At 67.5% G+C, this 17,110-nt stretch carries 18 protein-coding genes; 1 reads left to right on the forward strand and 17 read right to left on the reverse strand.

The genetic code is table 11. From position 1 onward, the window contains the following. Window positions 1–12: 12 nt before the first annotated feature. The 17 genes from MBA17_RS39930 to MBA17_RS40010 all read right to left on the reverse strand — a co-directional run bounded on the left by MBA17_RS39930 (window position 13) and on the right by MBA17_RS40010 (window position 16,171). On the reverse strand, window positions 13–1,317 hold the full coding sequence (locus MBA17_RS39930) for an IS701 family transposase (RefSeq protein ID WP_455432944.1): 1,305 nt from the start codon (window positions 1,315–1,317) through the stop codon (window positions 13–15). Between the two features lie 255 nt (window positions 1,318–1,572). Beyond that, the gene (locus tag MBA17_RS39935; RefSeq protein WP_238502953.1) at window positions 1,573–2,331 is read right to left on the reverse strand and encodes a MinD/ParA family ATP-binding protein; all 759 of its coding nucleotides are present in this window, start codon (window positions 2,329–2,331) and stop codon (window positions 1,573–1,575) included. Further along, the gene (locus MBA17_RS39940; RefSeq protein WP_238502955.1) at window positions 2,328–3,554 is read right to left on the reverse strand and encodes a PP2C family protein-serine/threonine phosphatase; all 1,227 of its coding nucleotides are present in this window, start codon (window positions 3,552–3,554) and stop codon (window positions 2,328–2,330) included. Before MBA17_RS39940 ends, MBA17_RS39935 begins: the two co-directional genes overlap by 4 nt. Before the next feature lie 6 nt (window positions 3,555–3,560). Continuing rightward, a complete protein-coding gene (locus MBA17_RS39945; RefSeq protein WP_238502957.1) occupies window positions 3,561–3,998 on the reverse strand; it encodes an ATP-binding protein in 438 nt (145 codons plus the stop codon). A 10-nt stretch (window positions 3,999–4,008) separates the two neighbouring features. Next, window positions 4,009–4,326: an anti-sigma factor antagonist gene (locus MBA17_RS39950; protein WP_238502959.1), complete on the reverse strand. Its 318-nt coding sequence runs from the start codon at window positions 4,324–4,326 to the stop codon at window positions 4,009–4,011. Between the two features lie 22 nt (window positions 4,327–4,348). Next, window positions 4,349–6,442 carry a glycogen debranching protein GlgX gene (gene glgX / locus MBA17_RS39955; RefSeq protein ID WP_238502961.1) on the reverse strand — a complete coding sequence of 698 codons (2,094 nt, stop codon included), beginning with the start codon at window positions 6,440–6,442 and terminating at the stop codon, window positions 4,349–4,351. Beyond that, a complete protein-coding gene (locus MBA17_RS39960) occupies window positions 6,439–6,795 on the reverse strand; it encodes an STAS domain-containing protein (RefSeq protein WP_238502962.1) in 357 nt (118 codons plus the stop codon). Before MBA17_RS39960 ends, glgX begins: the two co-directional genes overlap by 4 nt. Window positions 6,796–6,810: 15 nt before the next feature. Next, entirely contained in the window at window positions 6,811–8,634 is a 1,824-nt protein-coding gene (locus MBA17_RS39965) for an AGE family epimerase/isomerase (RefSeq protein ID WP_238502963.1), read from the reverse strand. Continuing rightward, the gene (locus tag MBA17_RS39970; protein WP_238502964.1) at window positions 8,618–9,040 is read right to left on the reverse strand and encodes a VOC family protein; all 423 of its coding nucleotides are present in this window, start codon (window positions 9,038–9,040) and stop codon (window positions 8,618–8,620) included. Before MBA17_RS39970 ends, MBA17_RS39965 begins: the two co-directional genes overlap by 17 nt. Then, a complete protein-coding gene (locus MBA17_RS39975; RefSeq protein WP_238502965.1) occupies window positions 9,037–9,618 on the reverse strand; it encodes a DJ-1/PfpI family protein in 582 nt (193 codons plus the stop codon). The genes MBA17_RS39970 and MBA17_RS39975 overlap by 4 nt, the downstream gene beginning before the upstream one ends. Further along, window positions 9,611–11,212, reverse strand: coding sequence for a GMC family oxidoreductase (locus MBA17_RS39980; protein ID WP_238502966.1), 1,602 nt, complete (start codon window positions 11,210–11,212; stop codon window positions 9,611–9,613). Before MBA17_RS39980 ends, MBA17_RS39975 begins: the two co-directional genes overlap by 8 nt. After that, window positions 11,209–11,589: a nuclear transport factor 2 family protein gene (locus MBA17_RS39985; RefSeq protein WP_238502967.1), complete on the reverse strand. Its 381-nt coding sequence runs from the start codon at window positions 11,587–11,589 to the stop codon at window positions 11,209–11,211. The genes MBA17_RS39980 and MBA17_RS39985 overlap by 4 nt, the downstream gene beginning before the upstream one ends. Then, complete coding sequence (locus MBA17_RS39990) at window positions 11,586–12,011, reverse strand: nuclear transport factor 2 family protein (RefSeq protein WP_238502968.1); 426 nt, start codon at window positions 12,009–12,011, stop codon at window positions 11,586–11,588. Before MBA17_RS39990 ends, MBA17_RS39985 begins: the two co-directional genes overlap by 4 nt. Window positions 12,012–12,016: 5 nt before the next feature. Further along, entirely contained in the window at window positions 12,017–13,633 is a 1,617-nt protein-coding gene (locus MBA17_RS39995; protein WP_238502969.1) for a thiamine pyrophosphate-binding protein, read from the reverse strand. A 2-nt stretch (window positions 13,634–13,635) separates the two neighbouring features. Beyond that, window positions 13,636–14,460, reverse strand: coding sequence for a type 1 glutamine amidotransferase domain-containing protein (locus MBA17_RS40000; RefSeq protein WP_238502970.1), 825 nt, complete (start codon window positions 14,458–14,460; stop codon window positions 13,636–13,638). A 110-nt stretch (window positions 14,461–14,570) separates the two neighbouring features. Next, the gene (locus tag MBA17_RS40005; protein ID WP_238502971.1) at window positions 14,571–14,909 is read right to left on the reverse strand and encodes a nuclear transport factor 2 family protein; all 339 of its coding nucleotides are present in this window, start codon (window positions 14,907–14,909) and stop codon (window positions 14,571–14,573) included. Between the two features lie 122 nt (window positions 14,910–15,031). Then, window positions 15,032–16,171: a low temperature requirement protein A gene (locus tag MBA17_RS40010; protein ID WP_238502972.1), complete on the reverse strand. Its 1,140-nt coding sequence runs from the start codon at window positions 16,169–16,171 to the stop codon at window positions 15,032–15,034. Window positions 16,172–16,365: 194 nt separating this feature from the next. Here MBA17_RS40010 and MBA17_RS40015 point away from each other — a divergent pair, with 194 nt between their 5' ends. After that, complete coding sequence (locus tag MBA17_RS40015; protein WP_238502973.1) at window positions 16,366–17,109, forward strand: type 1 glutamine amidotransferase domain-containing protein; 744 nt, start codon at window positions 16,366–16,368, stop codon at window positions 17,107–17,109. Window position 17,110: the final 1 nt, after the last annotated feature.

Here is a 17,110-nt window from a genome sequence, read left to right on the forward strand (position 1 = left end):
CCGTATTACAATTCAGGTCTCCTGCCAGGGCGATCTGGCATTCCACGCCAGCGGCATGCTCCGCATTTCCGGAAAGCCGTTGAAGAGCGGGTGCAGGCAATTGAGCGAGACGTACGCGTGCGCCGCCGAGACGAGGGTGACGTGCCGGTGCCATCCGTTGAATGACCTACCCTCGAAGTCGTACAGACCGACGCGCCTGCTGATCTGCTCCTGGTCCCGATAGACCTGACGGGTAAGGTTCGCGCAGTTCAGCAGCGAGCCCACCGACATACGGGTGATGTTGGAAACCCAGAAGCTCGGCCTGCCCTGAACCGAGTCCCGCCACTCCGCGATGAGGACGAACGTCGGTTGCCCCGATGACAGTTCATTACTTATCGGTACGAAGGCGGGGCTGGGAGGGTTCATCTCCACCCGGCCCTCGTCCGGCAGATCGACATGGACGGCGGCGGCCAGCACGCCCTGTTGTGAGCCCTGCTCGCTATCTTGCCACTGCACGACCCTGCGCTGTTCTTTCAGGAACCGGGCCAGCGATTCCGCCGAGTGCTGGTCGTCACTGCTTCTGCGGGTTCCGTTACGAGCGGCCTGCACGAACTGAGTCATTCGGTTGACCCGAACGATGAAAGGGATGTGCAGCCGCTGGAGTTCGCGTATCATTTCCGTCGCCTCGGCCTCGCGCGCATCCATGACCACAGGACGTATGGGGAGTCCCCAGTCATTGATGATGGTGATCAGCGCGTCGACGCCGATTCCCCAGGCGGGCGTGCTCTTGATGTCCGCGGGGATGGCGGCGCGCCGCCGCCGGAAGGCGTCGTCCGTCCAGTTCGGAGGCAGGATCAGATGCCAGTCCATCGGGCAGCTCACACCCGGTTTGGCGAACCAGATGCCGAGGGCCCGCTGGCAGTTGACGAGCTTTCCCAGGTGCGAGATGAACTGCGTGTCAACGCCGACCGTATTGTTTCCTGCCTTGGGGATGACGAGAGGTGAAATAACCCAGGCCGTGGCCTTGAGATTCTGGCAGACAATCCGTGCCAGTCGCCGCCTGACCTCCTCCCATGGCCACGTCGAGTTGCTGACGAACTGTTGCAGGTTCTGCTGGGACGCCGGCTGCTGTGAAGTCGCGGCTATGTTGCTCATCGACTTACGGCCTGCGGAAAGGAGGAGGCCCCGAATATACATCCATCCCCACCGTCGCTGGTCGCGCCTGCTCAGCGGTGCCAGAAGTTCTTCACAGAACTCCTGCAGCGATTCTTCCCGTATTATGCTGGCGATCTGCGATGACGGTTCGAGTCGGCTATGTCCCTGTTCGCCTGACGCCACACCGCAGCCCCCTTTCGATGTCGGATGTTCTGTACCCCAAGTTGCCGAGAACTGAGTCCCCAAGGTGGGCCGAATCCTGTTGGCCGACCCCTTTCCGATACGTCCACAGGTGCCCTGTTTAGGGCCACAGCTCAAAATACATCTGACCGGTGATCCTGTCGAGAAGCGACCTGGAAGTGGGCGGCAGCCCAATCGCACGCGCAAGGAATGCGCTTTCCTCCCATTAAACCGGTCAGCCTTAATATGATGGAAAGCTTAAAATATATAAGTGTGCGGCGTGTACTCGGGTAGTGACCGACCGGTCAACGCCCGGGTGAGCGACTGAATCCTGAGCGCCACCTCGTGCGCGGGATGGACGGACACGAACACCTCGCCCGGCCGAATGGCGGCGAACTCGGCGACATAACGGAGAATGACGACTGGAACGTTCCCGTAGGCGGATCGGGCGTTGTCGAGCACCTCCAGGTCGGTCATCGGCTCCGGCACCATGTTGACCACCAGCAGCGAGGGCGGCAGCCCCTGCAGCGACCGTTGGCCGCGGATCCGGTCGATGTGCAGGTTGGCGTCGGCCATGCCCATGCAGACGATCGCCTCGGTGTTGAGGCCGGGCGGGGTGTCCAGCAGGAGCAGGTCGAGATCCAGGCAGTCGATCAGCTCGCGGCAGCCCTCGACGAGCAGGCCGGGATCGTAGCCGCCGACCAGCGCGCCCACCGCGTTCTGCTGGCCGCGGCAGGCGGCCACGGCGAACAGCGCGCCCTCGCCGGCGGACTCGGGCGGCAGGTGCAGGACGGTGTTCGTGATCTCGCAGTCTCCCGACAGATAGTCGGCGAGTGACCTCGCCGCCGCCGCCCCCAGCGCGTTGGCCAGGCCGGGTGACTGCATGGCGGTGTCCACGATGGCCACCCGCAGGCCGTTGCGCGCGGCCAGGGCCCCGACGTTCACGGCCATGGACGTCTTGCCGGTCCCGCCGTACGGCGAGGAGACGGTCACGATTCGTGCCTGGTTGTAGGTCACCAACACCTCCGGAGGGCGAGCATCGTGATGTCGTCCGACTGCGCGGCCCGGCCCCGTTGCGCCTGCACGTCCTCCAGGACCCCGCTGACCAGCAGGTTCGCCGGTGCGCCCGGCATACTGGTCAGCAGTTTGACCAGGCGGGGCAGGCCGTACAGCTCCTTGGCGGGGTTCCTCGCCTCGGTGACGCCGTCGGTGTAGACGAACAGCGCGTCCGCCGGCGCGAGGGTGACGCTCGCGATGGTGAAGACGGCGTCGGACCACAGCCCGACGGCCGGCCCGGTCGGTCTGAGCAGGCGGTGGCCCCCGGCGGCGCGGAGCAGCACCGGAGGGTTGTGCCCGGCGTTGATGTAGATGATCCGGCCGGAGGCGGGGTCCACCACGCAGAAGAACAACGTGACGAAGTACGCCTGCTGGAGGTGATTGGCGGTGAGGTACTGGTTGGCGCCGCGCACCGAGGCGAGCAGGGGGACCGCGCCGATGCCGGGTGAGCCGAGGAAGACCTGGTCGGTCGGCATCAGGAAGGGTGCCAGCGCGCCGGACCAGAGATTCTGCGCGGAGTATCTCAGCAGGGTGCGCATCAGCGCCATGAAGAGGGCCGCGCCGATCCCCTTGTCGCAGACGTCCGCGACCAGGAACGCCGAGCGCCGTCCGCCGGCCATGGTGAAGCCGTCGTAGAAGTCGCCGGAGACTTCGCGGGCCGGTTCGAATCCGGCCGCCACCTCCCAGCCCTGCGGGCAGGGCAGTTCGGCGGGCAGGAAACCCTGCTGGATCTGCCTGCCGATCTTCAGGTCGCGGTCGTGCAGGAGCAGGCTCATCGACGGGTCCAGTTCGTCGACGGTGCGGACCAGGCAGCGGCTCTGGTTTCCCAGCGCGAGCCGGGTCCGCACCAGGGCCGACGTGAACGGCGGGAGCAGGAAGTCCAGTCCCTGCTCCAGATGCGGGTCGAGGAGCAGGTGGTCGGATCCGCAGTAGATCAGCACACCCGGCGGGGTGCGCAGGTGCTGCCACCGCTCCCGCAGCACCGCCACCTCCCGCGTGGTCAGCTCGGCGTGCAGGAGCAGGAGATCGGGTTCGAGGCCGTCGTGCAGCCCGGCGAGGATCTCCGGGTGGGAGGAGACGACCGGCTGGCAGTCGCAGTCGGCGAGGATCTTCGTGAGCTCGCTCGTCTCGGTGTCGCCGGGCTCCCCGTGCCTCCCGACGACCAGCAGCTTCAGCCCGTCCATGGTGTGTCAGCGGTCCTCGTGGTCGATCAGGGCGCGGTCGGACCGCCGGACGATGATGATCGTCCGGTTCCGATCCCCGATGCGTTCGTAGCTGAGCCGGTCCGCGCTCATCCGGGCCAGGACCAGCCCGAATCCCCCCACGCGCATGTCGTCGGGATCGACGGAGGGGACCCGGTGCTGCTGGCGGGTGGGATCGAACTCGGCGGCCGAGTCCTCCATGAGCAGCAGTACCCGGCCGTGCCCGACCGTCGCGTGCAACTCGATCTCCTCGGCTCCGCCGACCGGGTAGCCGTGCATGATGACGTTGGTGACCAGTTCGTCGGTGGCGAGCCGGAGCCGGTAGGCATCCTTCTCGGTGAGGCCGGCCGCGGCTACGGCTCGGCCGACGAACTCCGCCACCGTCGCCAGCGAGGCGACGGTCGCGGGCACCCGTAGGGTCGTCATGACCTGGCCGTCAGGCGGAGAACGTCTCTCGTATCGTGATGGCGTGTTCCATCCCGGTCATCCGGATGGTGTCCGCGACGCTCTCGTTGGCGCCTTCGACGACCACTTCCACGTCGTCGCCCATCTTCTGCCTGGCGAAGACGAGGCCCCTGACGCCGGCGGAGGCGATGTAGACGAGGTTGCTCATCGCCAGGATCAGCTGTTTGGGGGAGCGGGTCGCCGCCTGCTGAAGGATCTTGTGGAAGTTCGGCGCCGACGACGCGTCGAGCTCGCCGCTCATCTGGATGGTGATGATGTCACCGGTGATGGTGAGGTCTGCCTGGAACATCTGGAATCCCCTCTCTTTCGGGCTATTGCGCGATTCGCGTGCAGAGCACGACGGTCGAGCGGCCGCCGACCTTCAGGGTGTGCTGGTCGCCCAGGATCGGCTCCTCTCCAGGCGGGAAGCTGTCGTCGGTCGCCCCGGTGTCCACGGCGATCCGCCACAGCGTTCCGTCCGGCAGCATCGGCAGCTCCACGTTGTGCGGCTCCCAGTGCGCGTTCGCCACGACGTAGACGCAGTCGACGCCGTCGTCCAGCGGAGCGCAGCGCATCACCGCCATCAGCCGGCTCCCCTCCGACCAGTCGGGCGCGTAGGCGTTGACCCCGTGCCAGCTGATCTCCGGCAGCCCGGGGATCACCTCGCGCCCGGTGAGGTGCTCGGGCGTGCGGACGGCCGGGTGCGCCGCCCGGAAGCGGGTGAGGTTGCCGGTGAGCCGTACCAGCTCGTTGGTGAGCTTGTTGGGCGTCCAGTCGACCCAGCTCAGCTCGCTGTCGTGGCAGTAACCGTTGTTGTTGCCCCACTGGGTGCGGGCCCGCTCGTCGCCGGCGAGGATCATCGGGATCCCCTGGCTGGTGAGCAGCAGGGTGAGGAAGTTCTTGATCTGCCGGCGACGCAGGTCGTTGATCTCCGGGTCGTCGGTCTCGCCCTCGATGCCGCAGTTCCAGCTGGCGTTGTCGTTGCCGCCGTCCCTGTTGTCCTCGCCGTTCGCCTCGTTGTGTTTCTCGTTGTAGGCGACCAGGTCGTACAGGGTGAAGCCGTCGTGCGCCGTGATGAAGTTGATCGACGCGGCGGTGGCCCGTTCGGCGTAGAGGTCGGGGGAGCCGACGTAGCGGGTGGCCATCTCGCCGACCTTGCCGGTGTCGCCCTTGACGAACTGGCGGACACCGTCCCGGTACCGGCCGTTCCACTCCGACCAGCGGTGGTAGTTGGGGAAGGACCCGACCTCGTAGAGACCGGCGGCGTCCCATGCCTCCGCGATGAGGACACAGCCGCGCAGCAGCGGGTCGTAGGCGAGCTCCTGGAGCAGCGGCGGGTTCGGCAGCGGCGTGCCGTCCACGTCACGGGACAGGATGGCGGCGAGGTCGAACCGGAACCCGTCGATGTGATATTCGGTGACCCAGTAGCGCAGGCAGTCGAGGACGAAGCCGCGGACCACCGGGTGGTTGCAGTTCATCGTGTTGCCGGTGCCGCTGAAGTTGTAGTAATAACCCTCCGGGGTCATCATGTACCAGACGTCGTTGTCCAGTCCCTTGAAGGAGATCGTCGGGCCGTCGTGGTTGCCCTCGGCGGTGTGGTTGAAGACGACGTCGAGGATCACCTCGATGCCCTGGCTGTGGCACTCGCGGACCAGCGCCTTCAGCTCGTCCCCCGCCATGCCGTACTTGCCGCTCGCGGCGTAGCCGGCCTTGGGGGCGTAGAAGGAGATGGTGGAGTAGCCCCAGAAGTTGTACAGGCGCTCGCCCGTGCTCTGGTTGATCTTGGAGTTCTCGAACTCGTCGAACTCGAAGATCGGCATGAGCTCGATGGCGTTGATCCCCAGCGACTTCAGGTAGGGGATCTTCTCCCGCAGTCCCGCGTACGTCCCCGGCGCGGTCACCCCCGAACTGGGATGCTGGGTGAAGCCGCGCACGTGGGTCTCGTAGATGATGAGCTCCTCGCGCGGCGTGCGCGGCGAGACGTCGTCGCCCCAGTCGAAGTCGTGGAACATCAGCCGGGACCGGTGCTGGTAGGGCTGCGACCAGTCCGGCTCCTCGCCCCAGACCTCCCGGCCCGCCACCAGCTTGGCGTACGGGTCGGAGAGGATCCGGTCCGGGTTGCAGTTCTCACCGGGACCGTCGGCGCGGAAGCCGTACTCCAGGTCCTCGAGGGTCTCCAGGTCGTAGACCGTGATCGCCCAGACGTGGCCGGTGCGGAACGTCTCGGGGATCGGGATCTCCGCGTACGGCGCGTTCTCACCGCGTTTGAAGAGCGTCAGGCTGATCGAGGTGGCGTTCTCCGAGCAGACGGTGAAGTTCACTCCGCCGTGCATGAAGGTGGCCCCGGGCAGCAGCGGGTTGCCGTGCCGTACCGGGAATCCGGCGATCCGGTGGGTGGGGTAGGCATCGATCCGATCGAGGGTCATCGGTCCTCCGTCAGCAGTTTGGTGGCGTCGGCGAGGTTGTCGGCGACGGTGAAGAAGCTGAGGAAACCGACGGCGCTCATGAGCATGCGCAGCTCGTCCGACAGTCCCACCACGGCCATCTCGCCGCCGGCCCGCTGTGCCTGGCGGTACGACAGCAGCATGACCCGGAGCCCGGCGCTGGACATGTAGCGCAGGTTGGAAAGATCCAGTGCGAGCAGGCGTGACTCGGTCAGTGCCGCGCCGACGTGCTCCTGCACGGTCGGCGCGGTCCTGCTGTCCAGATCGCCGGTGAGCGCGACCACCGCCAGCTCACCCTCCTTCGACACCGTGACGTCGAGTGTTCGCGTGGGCATCTCGTCTCCCGTTCCTTACCTGGCTGACACAGGGGCCAGGGTCACGCGGACCGGCAGCCGCTCCTGCGAGGCAGGAAGGTCGACGTAGAGCGCGTCCCTGTCGAACTTGTCGTGACGGAGGCCGTCGATCTCCACCGATTCGATCCGGACCGACCCGGGCGGCAGCAGGTCGGGGGCGACCCGCAGCCGGCGGTCGGCGTCCGGCAGCGGCTTGAAGTGCAGGGTCAGCGGTTGCTGCCGGACGAGCAGGTTGGTGTAGACGGTGGCGAGGTAGCACAGCTCCGAGGAGTGGTACATGCTCATCGAGTGGCTGCCCTTGTGGCGCTCCGTGCCGAGCAGGTACGGCATGCCGTCGGCCAGTACGTTGAAGTAGACGGCTCCCTCGTCGTGGTCGAGGAAGAACGTGTTGTAGAAGCCCGACGCCTGCCGGGCCTCCTGCAGGTAGTCCGGGTTCTTGGTGGTGCCGGCCAGGATCAGGTAGGCGAGGATCGCCTGCTCCTGCTGCCACCACGCCTTGCGGTCGTGCCAGGTGAACGCGTGCCAGCGCTCCCCGGCGGGCCTGGTCCGCTCGACGACGTCGAACCAGCCGCCGCGCTGCTGGTCGCTGCCGACCTCGGGCATCACCTGCGCGATCTTCTCGGCCAGCTCCTGGTACGTCTTCTTCTCCCGCAGCGAGTTCATCCGCATGAGGTTCCAGGCGATCTTGAGGTTGTGGCCGACGACCGCGCGGTCCTGCTGCCAGGTGTGCTGCCGGTCGGGGCTCCAGTCCTCGTTGAAACGTTCCTGGACGAACGGGCTGCGGTCGTCCTCGGGGAAGTGCTCCATGATGGTGTCGAAGGTGCGCTCCAGCATGTCGGCGTACTCCTCGCGACCGGTCGCGAGGTAGAGGTTGATCAGGTACGCGGGGGCGTGGTCGCCGACCGAGTTCCAGTTCTTCCTGCCGTCGTTGGGCGCCACCGACGGGTGCCGCGGGTCCATGAAGATCGGGTCGATGTGGCTGAAGTAGCCGCCGCCCTTGTAGTCGCGGTAGTGGTTGTCGAACAGCTTGATGGTGCCCTCGGCGTCCCGCAGGACCCGGGGGTCGCCGTTGATGCGGAAGGTCTGCATCGGGCCGGCGAGGGCGTAGATCTGCTCGTACATCGGGATCGCGTCGTAGTCGTCGGAGAACTCGGAGGTGAACAGCTTCTTCTCCGGCCGGCTCTCCAGGACCTCCACGCCGTGGTACCAGTAGGTCACGTTGTGGGTGGTGTCCACGAACCTCATGTGCTCGCGCAGATAGTCGACGCCGCGCTCGGCCGCTTCCAGATACTCGTCCTTGCCGGTGAGCATGTAGGCCGAGGCCATGCCGTACACCAGGCGGGAGACGGTGTCGGTCTCCTGGATGTGGCTGGCGGTCTTCTGGCCGTCGAGCCGGATCTCCGTGCGGTACTGGCGGTAGTCGATCGGGCCGGTGCCGAACTGGGCTCTGCGGTAGAAGGCGGCGATGCGGTCGAGCTGGTGGATCCACCAGTCCGGCTCCTCGAACCGGTAGGTGTCCGCCTGCGGGCCGAGGAAGACCAGCCGCTTGGCGGTGAACTTCTGCCCGTCGGCCTCCGGGTAGTGGATGCCGTAGGCGAAGATCGGGCGGCCCGGCGTCAGCATGTCGTCGCGGTGCGCGCCGGCGTCGAGGTAGGGGTGTTCGAGGTTGCGGAGCACCTCGGCGGAGGTGTTCTCGTCCACGGTGACGCTGAATTCGCGGCCGTCCGCCGTGGTCAACCGGAACGTTCCCTGGTTGTCGACGGGCGAGACGACCTTGCCCGCCAGCAGGTCGCTGAAGCGGAAGTCAATGCTGTTCGGCATCTGCTCCTCCTCCGGGTAGCTGGTCCTTGTAGCCCTGGCTGATCTCGACGACGGCGCCGTCGGGATCCCTCATCCACACGGTTCGCCAGCCGGGGATGAACTCGTCGAAGCACAGTGGTCCCAGTGAGACCTGTGCCTGCGGGCCCATCTCGGCCAGGACCCGGTCGATGTCGTCGGTCTGCATGGCGATGTGCCGGAGCGTTCCCGGCGCGGTCGGGCCGTCGCCGCCCGCCGTACCGTCGCCGGCCTGGAAGAGCTCCAGGTAGGCGTCGCCCTTGCGCAGAAAGAGGATCTTGGAGTCGCCGACGGGGAAGCTGGCCGCGCGGGCGAACCCGAGCCAGCGGCAGTAGAACTCGGCGGTCGTGTCGATGTCACGGCAGTTGAGAGCGGCGTGCGACCACCTCATGCGGCCCTCCGTGCGGCGATCTCGCCGAGCAGGGCACGGGCGAACAGGTGGCAGTGCGCGCCGCTGCGCCCGGTGACGAGGTCACGGTCGATCACGACGTCCTCGTCGCGGTACTCGGCACCCATGTTGAGCGCGTCGCCGACGAGGTTGTTGTGGCAGGTGACCGGCCGGCCGCGGACCGTCTCCGGAACCTTGGCCAGCAGCCACATGCCGTGGCAGATGACGCCCTTGATCACCTCGGGCATGGTGAACGCCCGCTTCATCAGCTCGGTCGCGGGTGCGAGGTCGAGCGGCTTCTCGCTGTACCGCAGCCGGTCGGAGACCATGCCCGAGGGGACGATGATCGCGTCGTAGGAGCGCAGCTCGCCGTCGCCGAGTCCTTCCAGCCCTTGGTTCACGACCAGCGGCGCCCGGTACTCGTGCCCGGTGAAGGTGATCTCCGACTGCCCCCACAACCGGGTGAGCATGTCGAGCTTGATCCCCTCCTCGGCGAAGCGGCGCTGGTAGTAGAAGATCTCGGGCTCGTAGTAGTCGCTCTCCAGCAGCAGCGCGATGCGGGCACCTCGCAGGTCAGCCATGGGAACCTCCCAGGATGAAGTCGGCGCACCGCTCCGCGATCATCTGGATGGCGGCGTGCGTGTTGCCGGAGGTCACCGCGGGCATCACGCTCGCGTCGGCGACGCGCAGCCCTTCGATGCCGTGGACCCGCAGCTTCGGATCCACCACGGAACGGTCGTCGATCCCCATCCGGCACGAGCCCGCCTGGTGGTGATAGGTGTCGGCCCGTTCGCGGACGAAGGCGGTGAGCGCCTCCCGCCCGCTCGTCGCGGGACCCGGCAGCAGTTCACCGGTGAGCACCTTGCTGAAGGCCCTGGTCGCGAAGATCTCCCTGGCCAGCTCGACGCCCTGGACCATCCGGTCCACGTCGGCGCTGTCGCCCAGGTAGTTGGGGTTGACCAGCGGCGGCGCGAGCGGGTCGGCGGAGGCGAGCCTGACCCAGCCGCGTGAGGCGGGCCGTACGACGCCGGGCAGGATGCTGACCGCGTTGGGGTGCTGCTGCCCGACGATGATGTCGAACGGCACGTGCACGAACGCGATCTGCAGGTCGGGGGCGACCATGCCGCTCTGCGAGACGGTGAACAGCGCCACCTCCGACAGGTTGTTGGCCCCGACCGGGACCGTCTCCCTGGTCTCCTGGATGACGCCGGTGAGGACGTGGTTGTGGAAGTTGGCGCCCACGCCGGGCAGCGCCTGCCGTACCTCGATGCCGAACTCGCGGAGCTGGGCGGGGTCGCCGATGCCGGAGAGCATCAGCAGTTTGGGCGACTCGATCGCGCCGGCGCACACGATCACCTCGTGCCTGGCCCGGACCTGACGGAGGCCGGGTTCGGCGGGGCCCAGCGCACGGCCGGTGAGCCTGCGGCCCTCGCCCTGCTCGGCGGCGGGAGCCTGCTGCCGGTACTCGACGCCGACGCACCGCCCGTTCTCGATGATGAGCCGGGTCGCGGGCGCGTCGGTGCGCAGGGTCAGCCGGGGGTGCTCCAGCATCGGCTCCAGGAAGCAGTGCAGCGCGCCCTTGCGCCGTCCCGCCTCGACGTTGACGTGGTGCCAGCCCGCTCCCAGCATGGACGGCCCGTTGAAGTCGGACACGCTGGGATGTCCCAGCTCGGCGCAGGCGTCGAGGAAGCTCTGGGAGTAGGGGTTGGGGTCGTGCAGGCCGGCGTTGGTGACGGTCTGCGGACCGCCGCTGCCGGTCCCCTCCCAGGTCTTGTCCTCCTGGTTCTCCAGCCGCTGGAAGTACGGCAGGACGTCGGCGTACGACCAGCCGGCGGCACCCTGGTAGGCCCAGTTGTCGAAGTCGGACTGGTGCCCCCGGATGTGCATCATGATGTAGAGGTTGCTGCTGCCACCGGCGATCTTGCCGCGCGGCTCGTGGGTGTGGCGCCCGCCCAGCCCCGGCTGGGGCACGCTCTCGTAGTTCCAGTCGATCTCGGAGCCCAGCAGGGTGAACCAGAGGGGCGCCGTGTCGACCCCGGCCGGGATCCAGCTGCCGCCCGCTTCGAGCAGCAGCACGGAGCTGTCGCTCGACTCGACCAGCCGGCGGGCCAGCACCGAGCCTGCCGCGCCCGAGCCGACGACGATGTAGTCGTACTCCTCGGCCGCGGCCATCATCCGTCCAACCCGAGCGGGCCGCGGAAGGGCAGGGTGTCGTGGAAGTTGGCCATGTAGGCGATCAGGCCGTTCTCCAGCCTGAAGTAGTTCATCACCTCGGCCTCGATGGACTCCCCGCCGGTCGCGGTGACCGCGCTCAGGTGCGACACCACGCCGGCCTGGTCGCCGCTGACCACCACGTGGCGGGGCTCGTTCTTGAACGCGCTGTACATCGCGGGGAATCCGGCGACGGCGTCGCGCAGCGTCTGCCGGCCCTCCAGGCGCCCGGCGAGCTGCTCGTCCACCACGGCCTTCTCGGTGAACAGGTCGCACCAGCGCGACCAGTCACCGGCGTTGGCGTACTCGTAGTAAAGGTCGATCGTCTCTCTCGTCTTCACAGTTCAGCGCTCCCCGGCATCGGTTGGAGGCGGTCGACGACGTACTTCCTGATCCGGAGGCCGTCGATCTCCCAGGTCTGGTAGGCGTCGAAGCCGAGCCAGAGGCTCCTGGCCGCCGGCGGGTTCCAGACGCGGGCCTGCCAGTTGACGACGACCTTGATCTCGGCGACGCCGTCCCGCCACGCCCCGACCTCCACCGACGTCACCTGGTGCTGCTCGTCGAAGAAGCGGTTCGTCACGGTCTCGTACCACTTGCGGAAGTCGTCGTGCCCGCGGGAGGTGCCCTCGGGGAAGACCATGACCAGGTCGTCACCGGCGAGGTAGTTCCAGAGCTGCTCGATGTCCTCGTGCCGGTCGAGCGCCCGGTACCAGTTGGCCACCCATTCCGCGACGGCCCCGTCGGAGGGGGTCGGTTGATTCACGTCGATCAGTCCTTTCTGACGTCCACCGCGACGTCCACCAGGAACGGCTCGTCGTCGGCGAGCATGCGCTTGACGGCCGGGCCCACGTCCTCGGGTGTGGCCACCCGTACGGCCTGGACACCCATGCCGCGGGCCAGTTCGGTGAACCCGATGGCCTGCCCGCTCAGGTCGAAGGAGGAGGGGAGGGGGTGCGGCGCGATGCCGCGCTCTCTCCAGTAGACGGCGATGTTCTCGTTGAGCAGCTGGTACCGGCCGTTGTTGCAGATCACGAACTTCGCGCCGATCCGCTGGTGGGCGGCGGTCCAGAGCGCCTGGAAGGTGTACATGCTGCCGCCGTCGCCGGTGAAGGCGATCACCACGTCGTCCGGCATCGCGAGCTTGATGCCGACCGCGCCGGGGATGCCGACCCCGAGCGAACCGCCCCGGGTGAGGAAGTAACGTCCGATCCCGCGCGGGGGGAACTGGCGTACCAGCGCCGGGCTGGAGGTCAGCGCCTCGTCGAAGATGATCGGGTCGGGGACCTGCTCGGCGAGTTCGGCGAGGAACTGCTCGTAGACGCTGGTGCCCTGGGGCCGCGCGGCCGGAGCCGCCGTCACGAGGCGCTTCGCGGGCCCGTTCCGTCGTTCCAGTTCGGCGGCCAGGGCGGCGAGCGTGGCCTGCGGGTCCGCGACCAGGCCGAGATCGACCGGGTGGTTCTTGGCGATCTCGTAGGCGTTCAGGTCGATGTGCACCACCCGCGCGCCGGTCGCGAACGGCGAGTCCAGCAGCGGGAACACCTCGGGGAAGAGGTAGGTGCCCACCACGAGGACGGCGTCCGCGTTGCCCACGGCCGCCGCGCTGACCTCGCCGAACATGTGGCCGAGCGGCCCCCGGTGCAACGGGTGCCCGGCGTCGATGTTGACCACCGAGGTGTCGGCCAGCCACACTCCCGCGCCCAGCAGTTCCGCCACCTTGGCGAGTTCGGGCTGGGCGTCCGCCTCCGCCACGCCGTCGCCCGCCACGATGATCGGGTGCTGCGCGCCGGCCAGCAGGTCGGCGGCCCGGACGATCAGCTCGGGCACCGGCACCGTGCGGGTCTGCGGGATCACGGTGGGCAGCACCGGCTCGGTGTTGATCGCGTCGAGCACGTCCAGCGGCAGGGACACGAAGACCGGTCCCATGGGCGGCGTCGAGGCGATCTTCACGGCCCGGCGGAGCACCCGCAGCACCGATCCGGGGTCGATGACGCGGGTGGCGAACTTGGTCACTGGGCGGGCCATGCCCACCAGGTCGGAGGCCATCTGGGCGTCGAAGGCGTCGTAGCGTACCCCCGCCTCACCGGCGATCACGACGAGCGGCGCGTGGCCGCGCATCGCCTGGTACATCATGCCGATGCCGTTGCCGAGCCCGACGCCGGAGTGGAGTTGCACCAGGGTGGGCCGCCGGGTGGCGCGGGCGTAGCCGTCCGCCATCCCGACGACGGGGGCCTCGGCGAGGCCGAGCACGTAGCGGAACCCCTCGGCGGAGCTGATCGCGTCGAGGAGTCCCTGTTCCACCGTGCCCGGGTTCCCGAAGATCGTCGTCATCCCGTCGGCACGCAGCTGTTCGAGCAGCGCCGACGTGCCGGTGCGTGTGGCGGCCATGGCTACCAGCCGTAGCGGCGCAGGCCGTGTTCCAGGGCCGCCACCATCTTCTCGCCGGTGGTGACGGAGTCCGGCGTGGACCGCCCGGTGACGAACGGGTAGTCGACGATCACCGAGATGGGGTGGCCGACGTTGCCGTGGTACCGGCCCTCGGGTCCCGTGGCGTCACGCAGGATGTACTCCAGCGGGTACGGCGGCGGCCCCATGTTGAAGTCCACCCCGACGAAGCCGGTGCCGTCCTTGTAGTCGTACTCCTTGCAGTGGCCGGTCACGTGTTTGCCCCAGATGATGCTCTTGCGGTCGTCCCAGTCGCGGGCGAACGCGAGGCAGGCGACGCCGTAGCACTCGGCTCCGACGAGCTTGTCCGCCGCCCGGAAGGCGAGGATCAGGGCGTGGATCCGCTCGTTGTTGGCGAGGTCCACGATGGGGCCGCTGCCGCCGACGATGAGCATCGCGTCGTAGTCGGCGATGGTGTGCTGGAGCTCGTCGAGCGCGCGGTGGTGCGCCTCCAGCTCCCGCAGGTAGTTCGGGGCGCTCATGTAGGGCCGCTCGGGGAGCCAGGTGGACAGGTCGAGCGGTTTGGCCAGCCGGTCCGACTGGTCCACCTCGCGTACCAGCTTGGCCATGGCCTCGCTGGTGACCGAGCGGCCGAGCGGCGGGTCGAAGAAGCCGGCGTCCATGCTCGGCGGCAGTGCCTGCGGCCGGCGGCCGGTGGGGGTCGCGATCACCGACTCGTAGCCTCGGTCGTCGAAAACGCCGAGCGGCCCGACGAGTTCCTCGCCCCAGTAGCCGTACTCGGAGAGGATGATGAGGATTTTCTTGGTCACGTTGGACTCCCTGCGTATCGATGGCCGGTCGGAGAACGGCCTTTGGGCAGGACACTTCCGGCGGTGACCGGACGTGCCGGTGCCGCCAGAAGTGTGGTGCGGGGGGTGAGTTACGCCTGCGAGACCAGGACCGCGGTCTGCCGCCAGATCAGGCCGTTCCGCAGGATCCAGGTGCCCACGTCGTTGTGGACCTCGTCGCCGATCCGGATCGTCGCGTAGTAGAGGATGATGTCCTCGGTGCTCTCCGCGACCATGATCTCTTCGATCTTCGGTTCCATCTTGAGGTACTCGGCGAAGAATTCCCTGATCTCGATCTTGCCGCGGGCGGTCGCGCCGGGGCGCATGACGACCGCGTCTTCCTGGTAGTTCCTAATCATCGCGTCGAGGTCGTGGGCCTTGAGTTGGCCGATCTGCTTGTCGAGCAGTGCCGGAAGTTGAATAGCGGACATTTCTCTCCCCATGCGTGTCGTCGATGACCCCGCTTCGCGCCGGATCGCGCTTCCTCACGGAAACCGATAGGGGGTGGGCTGTCCAGAAATGGGGTAATACTTGCCGAGGTTCATGACAACACTCATGCGGGTTGGTGGACGGGGGACCGCGCCTCCGTGCCGAGCGCGAGCACGAGAATCACCACGATGAGGCCGAGTTGCAGGGCCGCGGAGAACCCGCCCACCGGGATCGTGGCCAGGATGAGTGCTGCGGTGATCGTGCGCAGCGCCTTGCCCGGCAGGCCCAGGAGCGTCCGGAACGCCACCGATCCGAGGAGGAACAGCGCCACCCCGCCGGCCAGCGCGAGCTGCGCGCCGAGGGACATCGGGTCGCCGGGGTGCGCGACGGCCTTCTTCACGCCGGCCGACAGGATGATGATCCCGAGCAGGATCGGGACATGTGCGTAGAAGAAGCCGAAGAGCACCATGCGCGTGCGTCGTACCTGGTCGGTGGCCTGGATCAGGGCGATCTCGGCCCGTTCGAGGTCGGCGTGGAAGTAGGCCCACCACAGGCTGGCGCTGAGCGTCAGCCCGATGAGCGCGGTGCCGATGGTCGGCGCGCTGAGCGGCCCGCCCGCGCTCTCGATGCCGACGGCGATGGCGACGACCGACTCGCCGAGGGCGATGATGACCACCAGCCCGTGCCGCTCCGCCACATGTCCCGGATGTAACGGGAATCCCTTCTGCCCCGTGAGGTACGGCGAAGCCCACATGACGACGAGGGCGGCGATCCACAAGGCGTACTTGAGGCCGTCCGTAACCCCGGCGGCGATCAGGATCAGCACCGCGCCGGTGAGGTTCGTGCTGAACATCCGCAGGAAGCGCCGGGTCGACTGCAGGTAGAGCAGTCCGTGGACGATCACGACGCCGAGCAGTCCGAGCGCGAACACCGTGCCGTTCTCGGCGAAGGCCGTGGGCACGGCCAGAGCGATGATCAGCCAGCCCGCCATCGCGAGCATCATGAAGAACCGCCGGGTGATCCGGCGCGGGGGGACGGCGTTGGTCACCCAGGCGTAGCTGGCGAACATCCACCAGATCACGCCGAACATCAGAAGCACTTGAGGGAGGCTGCCGAAGTCTCCCGCGAGCCGGACCGTGAGCTGGGTGGCCGTGAAAACGAACACCAAGTCGAAGAAGAGTTCCAGCGTGGATACCCGGAGTTCCTCGTGGTCGGGAACGGGTTCGACCTGTTCGGCGAACCATCGGGGGAATGGGAGGTTCATGGGTTGATTCTGGTACCGGTCTTCAAGTCCGGCCAATGGCGTAGGGCGTAATTCTTAGCAGTATTCCGCTGATGTCACAAAGTCGCGCCGTCTAGATAATCAAGTGAGCCTGCCTCATCGTTTCGCCATTGCCGCCCTCGGGGACGGCGGCCATCGTGATGGCGAAATGCCCGGAAAGAGAAGGGTGACGCATCATGGCGAACGTACTGATTCTGATGACCAAAGCAAAGACTCTCGGCTTGCTCGACGGCAGACAGCACGCTTCCGGGTTCTGGGCCGAAGAGTTCGTCGTCCCGTACGAGCGCCTCGTCGCCGAGGGCCACGACGTCGACATCGCCACCATCGGCGGCGAGCAGCCGACGCCCGACCAGGGCAGCCTGACCCCCTTCGTGGTCGGCCTGACCAGGCCGAAGGGCTCGCCCGACCACGACGAGGCCAACGTCGAGCACTACAACCAGGTCATCGGGTCGCTGAGCCCCCTCAAGGAGCCGATGAACGTCGCCGCCCTGACCAAGGAGAAGCTCGCCGGATACGCCGGTGTTTACATCTCCGGCGGTCACGGGGCGATGGAGGACATGCCGCACGACGCCGGCATGACCCGCGTGGTCCGCTGGATCGTCGAACTCGGCAAGCCGCTGGCCGTCGTGTGCCACGGCCAGTCGGCGCTCCTCCCGCTGCGCGACTCCGAGGGCCACTGGCCCTTCGAGGGGTATCGAATGACCGCCTTCTCACACGATGAGGAACTGGTCACTGATATGTCGGGACTGCTCCCCTTCGTCCTGCAGGTCGAGCTGGAACGGCTCGGCGCCCGCTACGAGAAGGCGGAGGTGATCTGGGACTCCCACGTGGTCGAGGACCGCAACCTGATCACCGGCCAGAACCCGTACTCGTCCACCGCGCTGGCCGAGACCTTCGTGAAGCGCCTGGCCGCGAAGTGAG

The organism is Dolomitihabitans soli (genome assembly GCF_022213955.1).
Lineage (GTDB): Bacteria > Actinomycetota > Actinomycetes > Streptosporangiales > Streptosporangiaceae > Streptosporangium_A > Streptosporangium_A soli.